Source organism: Streptomyces sp. NPDC098781, from assembly GCF_044759995.1.
Classification (GTDB): domain Bacteria; phylum Actinomycetota; class Actinomycetes; order Streptomycetales; family Streptomycetaceae; genus Streptomyces.
Genome location: NZ_JBIWAK010000008.1, coordinates 332160 through 345513 on the forward strand (window position 1 = coordinate 332160; position 13354 = coordinate 345513).

The following is a 13354-nucleotide window of genomic DNA, read 5'->3' on the forward strand; positions in this document are numbered from 1 at the left end:
CGTCAGATCACTCCGTTCGACTTGAGCAGGCGCAGCTCCTCGTCACCGAGGCCGAGCTCGCCGATGTAGACCTCTTCGTTGTGCTCGCCGAGCAGGGGCGAACTGCTCACCTCGACCGGGGAGTCGGAGAGCTTGAGCGGACTGCCGACGGTGACGAAGTCGCCCCGCTCGGGATGCGGCACGGTGACGACCATCTCGTTGGCCACCAGCGAGGAGTCCTCGATGATCTCCTTGGTGGAAAGGATCGGCCCGCACGGGATGTTGTGCGCGTTGAGCCGCTCCAGCACCTCCCACTTGGGCAGGGTCGAGGACCACTCCTCGATCAGCTGGAACATCTTGTTCAGCTTGGGCAGCCGGGACTCGGGCGTCGCCCACTCGGGGTCGTCGGCGAGTTCGGGCCGGCCGATGAGCTCGCTGATCGGCTGCCAGCCGACGGGCTGCACGATGACGTACACGTAGTCGTTCGGGCCGCCCGGCGCGCACTTGACCGCCCAGCCGGGCTGACCGCCGCCGGACGCGTTTCCCGAGCGGGGAACTTCGGTGCCGAAGTCCTCGTTGGGATATTCAGCGAGCGGCCCGTGTGTCAGGCGTTGCTGATCCCTCAGCTTCACCCGGCACAGGTTGAGTACAGCGTGCTGCATGGCCACGTTGACCCGCTGCCCACGCCCGGTGTTCTCGCGCTGGAACAGCGCCGCGAGAATCCCCGCGACGGCGTGCACACCCGTCCCCGAGTCCCCGATCTGGGCTCCGGTCGCCAGTGGCGGCCCGTCCTCGAAACCGGTGGTCGACATCGACCCGCCCATGGCCTGCGCGACGACCTCGTACGCCTTGAAGTTGGTGTACGGGCCGTCGCCGAACCCCTTGATGGAGGCATAGACGATCCGCGGATTGATCTCCTGGATGCGGTCCCAGGTGAAGCCCATGCGGTCGACCGCGCCCGGTCCGAAGTTCTCGACCATGACGTCGGAGCGCCGGATCAGCTCGGTGAGGATCTCCTTGCCGCGCTCGGTCTTGGTGTTGAGGGTGATGCTCCGCTTGTTGCAGTTGAGCATCGTGAAGTAGAGGGAGTCGACGTCCGGGCGATCGCGCAACTGCTTGCGCGTGATGTCACCGGTCGGCGCCTCCAGCTTGACGACGTCCGCGCCGAGCCAGGCGAGCAACTGGGTCGCGGAGGGGCCGGACTGGACGTGGGTCATGTCCAGGACGCGGATGCCTTCGAGAGCCTTGGTCGACGTAGCAGTCATGAAGGCCTCCTCACTTGTACATGGTCTGGTTCATGGTTCCGGGGGCGTACGCGTCCGGGTCGACCCAGACGTTGATCAGCGACGGCTTGCCGGACTCTCGGGCGCGCCTGAGCGCGGGGCCGATGTCGGCGGGGTCACGGACCTCCTCGCCGTAACCGCCCAGCATCTGCGCGAACTTGTCGTAGTGGACGTCGCCGAGGGTGTTGCCGACCCGCTCGCGTTCCAGGCCGTACTTCTGGGCCTGGCCGTAGCGGATCTGGTTCATCGAGGAGTTGTTGCCGACGATGCCGACGAAGGGGAGGTTGTAGCGGACGAGCGTCTCGAAGTCCCAGCCGGTCAGGGAGAACGCGCCGTCGCCGAAGAGCGCGACGACCTCCTTGTCGGGCCGCGCCTGCTTCGCCGCGAGCACGAACGGCACCCCGACGCCGAGCGTGCCGAGCGGACCCGGGTCCATCCAGTGCCCGGGCGACTTGGGCTGCACGACCTGACCGGAGAAGGTGACGATGTCGCCGCCGTCGCCGATGTAGATCGAGTCCTCGGTGAGGAAGTCGTTGATCTCGCTGACCAGCCGGTACGGGTGGATCGGCGAGGCGTCCGACTTCAGGCTGGGCAGCCGCTTCTCCAGCGCAGTCTGCTCGGCCGCGCGCAGCTCGTCGAGCCACTCCTTGCGCTTGGACGCACCGCCGTTGACGCGCCCGGAGGCGGCCTCGGTCACCGACTTCAGTACCAGGCCGGCGTCACCGACGATGCCGAGGTCGATGTCGCGGTTCTTGCCGACGGTGCGGTAGTCGAGGTCGATCTGCACGACGGTCGCGTCCGGCGACAGCCGCTTGCCGTAGCCCATGCGGAAGTCGAAGGGCGTACCGACGATGACGATGACATCGGCGTTGGAGAAGGCGTACCGCCGTGACAGCTGGAAGTGGTGCGGGTCGCCGGGCGGCAGTGTGCCTCGGCCTGCCCCGTTCATGTAGGCGGGGACGTTGAGGGTGCGGACGAGTTCGATGGCCGCCTCGGTGCCGCGGGTCGTCCACACCTGGCTGCCGAGCAGGATGGCCGGCTTCTCGGCGTGCACCAGCAGGTCGGCGAGCTTCTCGATGGCCTCGGGGTCGCCGGCCGAGCGGGTGGAGGCACGGTAGGCGCCCTCCTTCGGCACACGCGCCTTGCTCACCGGCACCTTGGCGTCGAGGACGTCGCGCGGGATCTCCAGGAAGGAGGGCCCGGGAGCGCCGTGGTAGCACTCGCGGAACGCCATCGACACCATGTCCGCCGCGCGTGCCGTGTCCGGCACGGCTGCCGCGAACTTGGTGATCGGCGTCATCATGTCGACGTGGGGGAGGTCCTGGAGGGACCCCATCTTGTGCTGGGTGAGGGCGCCCTGGCCGCCGATGAGCAGCATCGGGGACTCGGCGCGGAAGGCGTTGGCGACGCCGGTGACGGCGTCGGTGGTGCCGGGACCGGCGGTGACGACCGCACAACCGGGCTTGCCGGTGATGCGGGCGTAACCGTCGGCGGCGTGGGCGGCGACCTGCTCGTGACGGACGTCGACGACCTCGATGCCCTCGTCGACGCAGCCGTCGTAGATGTCGATGATGTGGCCGCCGCACAAGGTGTAGATGCGGTCGACCCCCTCGGCCTTCAGAGCCTTGGCAACGAGATGACCACCGGAAATGACGTCCTGGGTGTCGTCGGGCATGGCGAAGTCCTGTCCCTTCGTAGGGGGTTGGAACGCTCTCGCGGTACATTGCATACAGTCGACGAATACTGTATGAACCTTGTTATCCCGCATCCGGTGGGTGGTGTCCAGGGGGCGTGCGGCACTTTCGAGTCAGGAGCCGGAATGGACCTGTACGAACACCAGGCAAGGGAACTCTTCGAGGAACACGGCATCTTGGTGCCGCGGGCGGAGGTGACGGACTCACCCAAGGAAGCCCGCGAGATCGCACGCCGGCTCGGCGGCCGAGTCGTGGTGAAGGCGCAGGTGAAGACAGGTGGCCGGGGCAAGGCCGGCGGGGTGAAGCTCGCCGCGGACCCGGCCGCAGCGGAGATCACCGCACGCCAGATCCTCGGCATGGACATCAAGGGCCACACGGTCGGCAAGGTGATGCTGGCCCAACCCGTGGACATCGAGACCGAGTTCTACGTGTCCTACGTGCTCGATCGCGCGGCGGGCGGATTCCTGGCCATCGCCTCGGCGGAGGGCGGCATGGAGATCGAGGAGGTCGCCGCCACCCGGCCCGAGGCCGTGGCACGGATCCCGATCGACCCGGCCGAGGGCGTCACCTCCGCGAAAGCGGGCGAGATCGCCGAAGCCGCCGGACTGCCGCCGCAGACCGTCGACGTCCTCGTACGACTGTGGGAGGTGCTGGTCCGCGAGGACGCCCTGCTGGTCGAGGTGAACCCGCTCGTGCGCACCGCGCAGGGACAGATCCTCGCCCTCGACGGCAAGGTCACCCTCGACGACAACGCCCGGTTCCGGCAGGCGCGTTGGGGTGCCGAGGGTGTGGAGCACGACGATCCGCTGGAGGCGGCAGCCGCCGCCAAGGGCCTCAACTACGTCAAGCTCGACGGCAAGGTCGGCATCATCGGCAACGGCGCGGGACTCGTCATGTCGACGCTCGACGTCGTCGCGGGCTGCGGCGCCCGGCCCGCCAACTTCCTCGACATCGGCGGTGGGGCCTCGGCCCAGATCATGGCGGACGGGCTGTCCGTCATCCTCTCCGACCCGGCCGTGAAGTCGGTCTTCGTCAACGTCTTCGGCGGGATCACCGCCTGCGACGTGGTCGCCGACGGCATCGTGCAGGCCCTGGACAGCGTCCAGTTGACCAAGCCGCTCGTCGTCCGTCTCGACGGCAACAACGCCGCCCGCGGTCGCGCCATCCTCGACGACCGCGCCCACCCCCTGGTCCAGCAGGCCACCACCATGGACGGCGCCGCGCTGCGGGCCGCTCAACTCGCCGCCGCCACAGCCTGAGGAGACATGACGACATGGCGATCTACCTCACCAAGGAGAGCAAGGTCCTCGTCCAGGGCATGACCGGCGGCGAGGGCATGAAGCACACCCGGCGCATGCTAGCCGCCGGCACGAACGTCGTCGGCGGCGTCAACCCGCGCAAGGCGGGCCGTACCGTCGACTTCGACGACCGTGCCGTCCCCGTCTTCGGCTCGGTCGCCGACGGCATGCGCGCGACCGGCGCCGACGTGACCGTCGTCTTCGTGCCGCCCGCCTTCGCCAAGGCGGCCGTCGTCGAGGCCGCCGACGCCGGCATCTCACTCGCCGTCGTGATCACGGAGGGCATCCCGGTCCACGACTCGGTGGCCTTCACCGCGTACGCCAAGGCGCGCGGCACCCGCGTCGTCGGCCCCAACTGCCCCGGCCTGATCACCCCCGGCCAGTCCAACGCGGGCATCATCCCGTCCGACATCACCAAGCCCGGCCGCATCGGCCTGGTCTCCAAGTCCGGCACGCTCACCTACCAACTGATGTACGAGCTGCGCGACATCGGCTTCTCGACCTGCGTGGGCATCGGCGGCGACCCCGTCGTCGGCACCACGCACATCGACTGCCTGGCCGCCTTCCAGGACGACCCCGACACCGAACTGATCGTCCTCATCGGGGAGATCGGCGGTGACGCGGAGGAACGCGCCGCCGCGTTCGTCCGCGACCACGTCACCAAGCCCGTCGTCGGCTATATCGCCGGGTTCACCGCGCCCGAGGGCAAGACCATGGGGCACGCCGGCGCGATCGTGTCCGGCTCGTCCGGCACCGCGGCGGCGAAGAAGGAGGCGCTGGAGGCCGTAGGAGTACGGGTCGGCGGCACCCCCACCGAGACCGCGCGCCTGGTCCTCGACCGTCTCGCGGCGAAGGCGTGACGTCACCCATAGTCCACACGGAGTCACTTTCGGGTGCACGTGTGCCTCGCTAGCTTCGTCGTGGCCATCACCGACCGCCCCCGACTGTGCACCGAGAGCGGAGACCCTCATGGCAACACCCCTCACCCTCAAATCCGGCACCGCCTGGACCGACGCCTGGCAGCGCTGCCTGACGGTCGCCCCGGAGGCCTTCCGGGACGACCGTGTCCTCAACCTCTGGAACTCGACCTGGCAGGCGGACGGCCGTGCCCTGCCCGCCACCAGCCCCGTCGACGGCAGCCCGATAGCCGGCCCGCCGCGCCTGGACCGGGACACCGCCCACCAGGCCGTACGCGCCTCGCTCGACCAGCACCGCGCGTGGCGGCACCTCCCGCTGGAGGAACGGCGGGCCCGCGTCGCCGCCACCCTCGACGCCCTGACCCAGCACCGGGACCTGCTGGCCCTGCTCCTCGTCTGGGAGATCGGCAAGCCCTGGCGGCTCGCCCGGGCGGACGTCGACCGGGCCATCGACGGCGTGCGCTGGTACGTCGACGGCATCGAGCCGATGGTCACCGGCCGGGCCCCGCTGAACGGTCCGGTCTCCAACATCGCCAGCTGGAACTACCCGATGAGCGTGCTCGTTCACGCAATGCTGGTCCAGGCACTGGCAGGCAACGCGGTCATCGCCAAGACCCCGACCGACGGCGGCGTCGCCTGTCTGACCCTGGCCTGCGCGCTCGCCGCCCGCGAGGGGCTGCCCGTCACCCTCGTCAGCGGCAGCGGAGGCGAGCTGTCCCAGGCGCTGGTGCGGGCGCCCGAGATCGGCTGTGTCTCCTTCGTCGGCGGCCGCGACACCGGCGCCGCGGTGGCCACGGCCGTCGCCGACCTCGGCAAGCGGCATGTACTCGAACAGGAAGGACTGAACACCTGGGGCATCTGGAACCACACGGACTGGGACGCGCTCACGGCGGTCATCCCCAAGCTCTTCGACTACGGCAAACAGCGCTGCACGGCGTACCCGCGCTTCGTCGTCCAGCGTGAGCTGTTCGACGATTTCCTGGCGGCGTACCTCCCGGCGGTGCGCACGCTGAGGACCGGCCACCCCCTGGCGGTCGAGAAGTGCGACGACCCGTACCCGCAGCTGGACTTCGGTCCGCTGATCAACGCCGCCAAGGCCAAGGAACTACAGGACCAGGTCGCCGAGGCGATCGACCGCGGCGCCGTCCCGGTGCACCGGGGCAAGCCGTCCGACGCCCACTTCCTGCCCGGCCAGGACACCTCGGCGTACGTCCAGCCGGTCACGCTGCTCAACCCGCCGCCGTCCTCGCCGCTGCACCACGCGGAGCCGTTCGGCCCGGTCGACACGATCGTCCTGGTCGACACGGAGGCGGAGCTGCTGGCGGCGATGAACGCGTCCAACGGCGCGCTGGTCGCCACGCTGTCCACGGACGACCGGGAGACGTACGAGCGGCTGGCCCCGCAGATCCGTGCGTTCAAGGTGGGCCACGGCAAGCCGCGCTCCCGCGGCGACCGCGACGAGCTGTTCGGTGGTTTCGGCGCGTCCTGGCGCGGGGCGTTCGTCGGCGGCGAGCTGCTGGTGCGCGCGGTGACGCAGGGTCCGGCGGGGGAGAGGCTGCCGGGGAACTTCCCGGAGTACCAGCTCCTTCCGTGAGCGGACATCGCCGGGGCATCGGCCGACCTGCGAACCGGTCAGCCGATGCCCTGCCGGTCCGGGCGGAGCGCGAACGCGCGGTCCGTCGCGTTCGGGGCGGTCTCGTCGACGGCCTGGCCGAGCAGTTCGCGGTGCCGCAGCAACGGCTCCCGCCGATCCGGGTGCGTGAGCAGCAGCAGGTCGTCCAGCCCGGCCAGCATGCGGCGTGACACCTGCGGGCTCGCGGGGGCGCACCCGCGCACCTCGGTGAACCCGAGGTCCACCAGCTCGGTCCACCCCGGTACCGGCTGCACCAGCCGCACGGCCCCGCCCCGGTCCCGGTGCAGTGCGACGTCCAGCGGCCGCCGGCTCAGCGCCGCCAGGAACTGCACGATCCGGTCCAGCGCCTGCACGGCCGTCGTCGGATCGTTGACCGCCGGCGACAGGGCCCGCAGCGCGATGTCGCACAACTGCCGCAGTCCGAAACCGAGATCCTGGTGATAGGTCCGTTCCACCCCGACGGAAATGGTGTAGCGCAGTGCGCCGGGCGGCGGGGCGGCCCCGTCGTGGACCGCCAGCAGGGGCGTGCCCGGCACCACGAAGTCCCCGATCCGTGGGATCAGCCGCAGCACGACGCCGTGTCTGCGGGCCACCCGCACCAGCCGTGCGATGTGCACGTCCCGCAACACGCCCGCCCGGCCCTCGTGCGGCACCCATGCCGTCGCCGGGCCGAGTTCGGGCGTGTCCGCTCCGCTCGCGGGCGGGGGCATCGAGGCGATCGCCCGGAAGGACTCCGTGGCGATCCGCGCGATCACATGGCTGATCCGCATCAGCCGCAGGGTGGCGTTCACGTACAGGACGAAGAGCAGCAGACTCAGCGCGACCATGCAGAGCGTGAGGATCGACTGCACCAAGGGCAGCGTCGTCACGTCCCGGGGGTCGTCGGCGGTGTCGAAGGCGGTCAGCACCAGCAGGGTCAGCACGAAGGTCGCCAGGAAGACCGCGAAGGTCGCCTTGGTGATCCGGCTCCGGACGAACAGCCGCACCACTCGCGGGGTGAACTGCCCGCTCGCCATCTGCACGGCCACCAGCGAGATGCTGAAGACCACGCCGATGAAGGTCATCATCGCCGACCCGACCGCGCTCACCACGGCCTTGGCGTCCTCCGCGAACCGCAGCAGCTCGTCGATCGACTCGTAGTCGCCGTCGTCCCGCAGCGAGTCCACGATGGCTGTGTCGAGCGCCTGCGCCGCGAGCCAGACCAGGAAGACAGCCACCATCGCGGCGGTCGGGGCGAACCAGAAGGTGTCCCGCAGATGCTCCCTCAGGGGCGACAGAGCACGCGGTCGTCGGCCCGGCTGCGGGCTCTGCGTAACCAGCCAGTCACTCATGGTCCGACCCTAGGGGCATCGGAGCGCGAGGTCCCGGACCCCCGCCCGGTGGAAGGAAACGCAGGTGAAAGGCACTCCGAAAGCTTGGTATTGTTGTCCACGTCGCCGAGCGGAACACCCCCGTCAAGGCGGCAGACACCTGGTCCGGGTGGCGGAATGGCAGACGCGCTAGCTTGAGGTGCTAGTGCCCTTTATCGGGCGTGGGGGTTCAAGTCCCCCCTCGGACACACATCGCGTCACTCGTGCGGGTCGGGCCCAGCCCCGGCCCGCACGACTTGTTTTCCCGTGGCTGTGAGACACGGCTGTGAGGCACTCCGAAGGCCGCCTCCGAAGGCCTGCTCCGAAGGCCGGCGACGACGCGGGGACACGGCGGCCGCTGCCCCGCCGGGAAAATCACGTGACCGGCCCCTCCTCCCCTCCCTAGACTCCAGCTGCAACATCACGAGGACCGACGAGTGAGGGGAGACCGGCCGTGCGCAACCGCATCGCTGTCGTCGTTCCCCGGTCGCGGTACGACGTGATCCTCGTGTCCTCGTCCGGCCGGTGCCCGCTGCGCGGCGTGCACCGCAGGCCCGTGACGAACGCCTGACGCCACCCGTCGACTCGACGACCCGTCAGTTCCCGCTTCCCGTCATGGGAATCGCGCTGCCCTTTTCCGGATCATCCGAAAGGCCATGGGCCGTGCGCACCGACCTCAACACCCTCGCCGCCGTTCGCAACCTCGGCATCCTCGCCCACGTCGACGCGGGCAAGACCACCGTCACCGAGCGGATCCTGTACGCCACCGGGACGACGCACAAGCGCGGCGAGGTCCACGACGGCACCACCGTCACCGACTTCGACCCGCAGGAACGCGACCGTGGGATCACCATCTTCGCGGCAGCCGTGAGCTGCTCCTGGGACGGTCACCGGATCAACCTCATCGACACCCCCGGCCACGTCGACTTCGCCGACGAGGTGGAGCGCGCCCTGCGTGTGCTCGACGGCGCGGTCGCGGTGTTCGACGCCGTCGCCGGGGTCGAGCCGCAGAGCGAGTCGGTGTGGCGGCAGGCCGACCGGCACGGCGTACCGAGGATCGCCTTCGTCAACAAGCTGGACCGAGCCGGGGCCGACCTCGACACGGCCGTCGAGTCGATCCGGGAACGGCTGCACCCGGCGCCGCTGGTCGTGCAGTTGCCCATCGGCACGGAGGACGGATTCCGCGGTGTCGTGGACCTCGTACGGATGCGGGCCCTGGTGTGGCCCGACGGTGCCGACACGGCTGTGCAGGAGCCGGTGCCGGAGGAACTGCGGGAGGAGGCGCACCGGCGTCGGCGGCTGCTGGAGGAGGCGGTGGCCGAGCTGCACGCCGGGGCGCTGGAGGAGTTCTGCGCGCGGTCGACCGTGTCCGAGCAGACCCTGGTCCGCGCCCTGCGCGAGCTGACCCGCAGCGGTGAGGGCGTGGTCGTGCTGTGCGGCTCGGCCTACCGCGACCGCGGTGTCGAGCCGTTGCTCGACGCGGTCGTGGCGTATCTGCCGTCGCCGCTGGACGTGCCGGCGGTACGCGGTCTGCGCGACGGCGTCGAGGAGGAGCGGCCGGCCGACCCGTCGGCGCCGTTCGCGGCACTGGCGTTCAAGGTGAGCGCCACGCCCACCGGGCGTCTCACCTATCTGCGTGTGTATGCGGGAACGATCGAGAAGGGAGACACGGTGTACGACGTCGGCGTGCGGCGCGGCGAGCGGATCGGGCGGATCCTGCGGGTGCAGGCCGACCGGCACGCCCAGGTGGACCGGGCGGTCGCCGGCGACATCGTGGCCGTCGTCGGCCTGAAGTCGGCCCGCGCGGGCTCCACCCTCTGCGCACCGGACGCCCCGCTCGTCCTCGAACCGCCCGGTGTCGCCGAACCGGTGGTGTCCGTGGCGGTCGAGGCCCGCAGGTCCACCGAGACGGACAAGCTGGCCTCGGCGCTGGCACGGCTGGCGGAGGAGGATCCGTCGCTGGTCGTCCGCACCGACGCCGAGACGGGGCAGACGGTGCTGTCCGGCATGGGCGAACTGCACTTGGAGGTGGCGGTGGAGAAGATCCGGCGCGAGACCGGGCTGGACGTCAACGTCGGCCGACCCCGGGTGTCGTACCGCGAGACGGTCGGCCGCGGGGTGTCCGGCTTCGTCTTCCGGCACGTCAAACAGGACGGCGGGGCAGGGCAGTTCGCACATGTCGTCCTCGACGTCGAGCCACTCGACACGGAGTCGGGGTTCGACTTCCGCTCGGCCGTCGTCGGCGGAAGCGTGCCGCAGGAGTATGTCCGTGCCGTGGAGGCCGGCTGTCGGGACGCACTCGCCGAGGGCCCCCTCGGCGGTCACCCGGTGACCGGGCTGCGGGTGACCCTGACCGACGGGGCGACGCATGTGAAGGACTCGTCCGACACGGCGTTCCGCACCGCCGGCCGACTCGGTCTCCGCGAGGCCCTGCGCGCCTGCGCGATGGTCCTCCTGGAGCCGGTCGTCGAAGTCACGGTCACCGTGCCGGAGGACGCGGTGGGCGCGGTCCTCGGTGACCTGGCGGCCAGGCGCGGCCGGGTCTCCGGCTCGGTCGGCCGGGCCGGTGCGGCGGTGGTCACCGCGACCGTGCCGCTGGCCGAGCTCTTCGGCTACGCGACCCGGCTGCGCAGCCGCACCCAGGGCCGCGGCACCTTCACGGCCCGCCCGACCGGGTACGCCCCGGCGCCGACCGGCCACCCGGTGGTGACGGCGACGCGGTAGCGCGCCAGGCGGCCCCTCCCGACCACGGGCGGGGCCGCTCCCGGCGATGCCGGTGGCACCCCTCCCTACAGCCCCGCCGCGTCCGGGCTTAGCCTGACCGCATGGTGCACAGCACAGCGGACGACGTCGACGCCTATCTCGCCGAGGTTCCTGCCGAGCGCAGGCAGGCCCTGAGCCGGTTGCGGGAGCTGTGCCGTGCGGAACTTCAGGGCTTCGACGAGGTCATGGCGTACGGCATGCCCACGTATCAGCGCGGCGGCGCGGCCGAGATCGCTTTCGCGAGCCAGCGGCAGTACATCTCCATCTATCTCATGCGCGGCGATGTCCGGGACGCGTTCCAGGAACGGCTGGACGAGCACGACATGGGCAAGGGCTGCCTGCGCTTCCGCAAGCCCGAGAAGATCGATTTCGAGCTGGTGCGGGATCTGCTGCGGGCCACTGCGGCCGGTCCGGGCCCGGTCTGCTGAGCACGGTGGAGCCTTCGCCGTCCGCTTCGTCTGCGTTCCTCGTCCAGGGCGCCCGGTGAGGCGTTCGATGTCGGTCGGCGACCGTGGTGCCGGTGCGCATCGAGTGACCGTGGCCCGGCGGACGGCTCGCCACCGACCGGCCGCCGGACCGAGGTCCGTCAGGGGTACGAGACGACGGTCGACGGCACCGTGGACGTCCCCGACGTGGGCGCCCCGGTGTCGTTGATCACGCACTCGTACTGCCCGTTGCCGCCCAGCGACACGACCAGCAGGTTGTGGAAGCGCACTCCGGACCGGACGGGGGCGGCGAAGCCGTGGTGCTGGACGATCGACGGGTCCACGTTGTAGTAGCAGTAGCTGCCCAGACCCCAGCCCTCGTGCGCCGTCACCCCGTCGCCGACCCGGTAGGCGGCGTACCCCTTGATCGACCCGTTCTGGACGGCGGCCTGGTTCGGGGCGTCGTACGCCTTCTCGTTCTGGAAGAAGATCGTGCGGCCCCGCTGGCCGAACCACTGGACGTCGTACTTGTTGAAGTGCTCCACGAACAGACCGGTCGCCAGGACGTCGTCGCCGTTGACCACGACTCCGTAGTCGGCCCGGTTGGTCTCCCAGCCGACGCCCTCGCCGTGGTCGGCCCGCCACACCCAGGTGTGGTCGACGATGGTGTGCCGGCTGTTGACGACCATGCTGGTGGTGGCCTTGCCGGGGCCCGCGCCGCCGATCCGCACGAACACGTCCTGGACCGTGGTCGGGTTGGCGGAGTGGTCCGCCGACGCGCCCCGCGGCCCGATCTCCAGCAGGGTCGCGGAGTTGACCGTTCCGGCGTCGACCAGGAACCCGGCGAGCCGCACCCCGTCGACGTCGGCGACCTTCACGGCCGTGACGCCGCCGTCCGGGATCAGGGTGGCGTAGCCGAGGCCGAGGACCACGGTGTTCGGCCGGTTGACCTGGATCGGCCGGTCGAGGTGGTAGATCCCCGGCGTGAGCAGCAGGTGCAGTCCCTGTGCCAGCGCCTCGTTCAGCGTGGCCGCCGAGACACCAGGCCGGGCGACGTAGAACTGTGTCAGCGGCAGGGAGGTACCGCGCGGGGTGCCGTTGCCCCAGGTGACCCCGCGGGCGTTCGTCCGCTTCTCCGGCAGGAAGACCCGGTAGCCGCCTCCCTCGATGTACAGGAACGGCTTCTCGCGGGAGACGGGCGTCGTGTCGAGCGTGGTGTAGGGCGGGTTGGGGAAGCTCTGCGCGGGAGCGCCCTGGACGCCCGAGAACACCATGTTCCACACGCCGTTGAGCCAGCTGCCGATCGCGCTGTCGCGGGTGTACCACTGCTGCTGGGAGTACGGACCGACCTGCCCGTCGACGCGGCTGTCGGCGATGTAGCCACCGCTGGCCCAGCCGTAGCCGGTGGGGGAGAGGTTGAGGCCGCCGCGGACGTGCATCCGGCGGAAGGGGGCAGCCTGGGCGACCGCCCAGCGGTTGGTGCCGTTCGCCGGGACGAGCGCCAGGTTCTCCGCCGAACGCCAGAAGTTCTGCGTCGCGTTGCCGTTGAACCAGCCGGCGTCGACCGTGACATCGCCGTTGATGGTGGTGTCGTCGGGGGACAGGCCGAGGCCCGCGATCGAGGTGTAGAAGCCGAGTTGGGCGTTGAGGCCGTGATAGGTGCCCGGCTTGAACAGCAGGGCGTACCGGCCGGTGCCGAACTGGGCCGACTCCTGCTGCCGGAACACCTCGTCGAGCCGGGCCTGGATGCCCGGGGTCGACGGGTCGAAGACGATGACGTTCGGGCCGAGGTCACCGCCGCCGGGCAGGGCACGAGGCTTCCGGCCGGCCGACGGGGGCGCGGCGGAGGCGGGCGTGGACGTGCCCAGTACGGCGGGCGCGGCGGCGGCCGCGGCAGCGGCGCCGAGGACCGCGCGGCGGTTGAGCGAGGGTCGTCGGGAGTGTGCGGACGAATCAGACATGGGCGGCTCTCCTTGTTCAGGAAGTGAACAGGGTGGGGTTTGTGAGCGCTCT

The 13354-nt window shown here is 70.5% G+C and carries 9 protein-coding genes and 1 tRNA gene; 6 read left to right on the plus strand and 4 right to left on the minus strand.

The window, feature by feature from the left end; translation table 11 throughout:
- Nucleotides 1-2 precede the first annotated feature (2 nt).
- A complete protein-coding gene (gene frc / locus ACIQWG_RS30785; protein WP_404101603.1) occupies nucleotides 3-1244 on the minus strand; it encodes a formyl-CoA transferase in 1242 nt (413 codons plus the stop codon).
- 10 nt (nucleotides 1245-1254) lie between these two features.
- Nucleotides 1255-2937 (minus strand): thiamine pyrophosphate-binding protein, encoded by a 1683-nt coding sequence (locus ACIQWG_RS30790; RefSeq protein ID WP_404101605.1) that lies wholly within the window; start codon nucleotides 2935-2937, stop codon nucleotides 1255-1257.
- Nucleotides 2938-3081: 144 nt separating this feature from the next.
- On the opposite strand from ACIQWG_RS30790, the gene sucC reads away from it, so the two are divergent.
- From sucC to ACIQWG_RS30805, 3 genes are all read left to right on the plus strand, one after another.
- Nucleotides 3082-4215 carry an ADP-forming succinate--CoA ligase subunit beta gene (sucC, locus tag ACIQWG_RS30795; protein WP_404101607.1) on the plus strand — a complete coding sequence of 378 codons (1134 nt, stop codon included), beginning with the start codon at nucleotides 3082-3084 and terminating at the stop codon, nucleotides 4213-4215.
- A 14-nt stretch (nucleotides 4216-4229) separates the two neighbouring features.
- Entirely contained in the window at nucleotides 4230-5114 is an 885-nt protein-coding gene (gene sucD, locus ACIQWG_RS30800) for a succinate--CoA ligase subunit alpha (RefSeq protein ID WP_404101609.1), read from the plus strand.
- Between the two features lie 109 nt (nucleotides 5115-5223).
- Nucleotides 5224-6765: an aldehyde dehydrogenase family protein gene (locus ACIQWG_RS30805; protein WP_404101611.1), complete on the plus strand. Its 1542-nt coding sequence runs from the start codon at nucleotides 5224-5226 to the stop codon at nucleotides 6763-6765.
- A 38-nt stretch (nucleotides 6766-6803) separates the two neighbouring features.
- Here the strand turns inward: ACIQWG_RS30805 and ACIQWG_RS30810 are convergent, their stop codons facing one another.
- Nucleotides 6804-8135 carry a DUF2254 domain-containing protein gene (locus ACIQWG_RS30810; RefSeq protein WP_404101613.1) on the minus strand — a complete coding sequence of 444 codons (1332 nt, stop codon included), beginning with the start codon at nucleotides 8133-8135 and terminating at the stop codon, nucleotides 6804-6806.
- Nucleotides 8136-8277: 142 nt separating this feature from the next.
- Between ACIQWG_RS30810 and ACIQWG_RS30815 the strand changes: the two genes are divergently transcribed.
- From ACIQWG_RS30815 to ACIQWG_RS30825, 3 genes are all read left to right on the plus strand, one after another.
- A tRNA-Leu gene (locus ACIQWG_RS30815) sits at nucleotides 8278-8362 on the plus strand.
- Nucleotides 8363-8816: 454 nt separating this feature from the next.
- Nucleotides 8817-10877 carry an elongation factor G gene (fusA, locus tag ACIQWG_RS30820; RefSeq protein WP_404101615.1) on the plus strand — a complete coding sequence of 687 codons (2061 nt, stop codon included), beginning with the start codon at nucleotides 8817-8819 and terminating at the stop codon, nucleotides 10875-10877.
- 101 nt (nucleotides 10878-10978) lie between these two features.
- Nucleotides 10979-11344 carry an iron chaperone gene (locus tag ACIQWG_RS30825; RefSeq protein WP_404101617.1) on the plus strand — a complete coding sequence of 122 codons (366 nt, stop codon included), beginning with the start codon at nucleotides 10979-10981 and terminating at the stop codon, nucleotides 11342-11344.
- 158 nt (nucleotides 11345-11502) lie between these two features.
- On the opposite strand, the gene ACIQWG_RS30830 is transcribed toward ACIQWG_RS30825, so the two are convergent.
- Nucleotides 11503-13302 (minus strand): coagulation factor 5/8 type domain-containing protein, encoded by a 1800-nt coding sequence (locus ACIQWG_RS30830; RefSeq protein ID WP_404101619.1) that lies wholly within the window; start codon nucleotides 13300-13302, stop codon nucleotides 11503-11505.
- Nucleotides 13303-13354 lie beyond the last annotated feature (52 nt).

Excerpts from the sequence above, each read along its gene's own strand:
- sucC (WP_404101607.1), top strand. The coding sequence starts at position 3,082 with ATGGACCTGTACGAACACCAGGCAAGGGAACTCTTCGAGGAACACGGC.
- ACIQWG_RS30825 (WP_404101617.1), top strand. The coding sequence starts at position 10,979 with ATGGTGCACAGCACAGCGGACGACGTCGACGCCTATCTCGCCGAGGTT.
- ACIQWG_RS30830 (WP_404101619.1), bottom strand. The coding sequence starts at position 13,302 with ATGTCTGATTCGTCCGCACACTCCCGACGACCCTCGCTCAACCGCCGC.
- ACIQWG_RS30810 (WP_404101613.1), bottom strand. The coding sequence starts at position 8,135 with ATGAGTGACTGGCTGGTTACGCAGAGCCCGCAGCCGGGCCGACGACCG.
- ACIQWG_RS30805 (WP_404101611.1), top strand. The coding sequence starts at position 5,224 with ATGGCAACACCCCTCACCCTCAAATCCGGCACCGCCTGGACCGACGCC.
- ACIQWG_RS30790 (WP_404101605.1), bottom strand. The coding sequence starts at position 2,937 with ATGCCCGACGACACCCAGGACGTCATTTCCGGTGGTCATCTCGTTGCC.
- sucD (WP_404101609.1), top strand. The coding sequence starts at position 4,230 with ATGGCGATCTACCTCACCAAGGAGAGCAAGGTCCTCGTCCAGGGCATG.
- frc (WP_404101603.1), bottom strand. The coding sequence starts at position 1,244 with ATGACTGCTACGTCGACCAAGGCTCTCGAAGGCATCCGCGTCCTGGAC.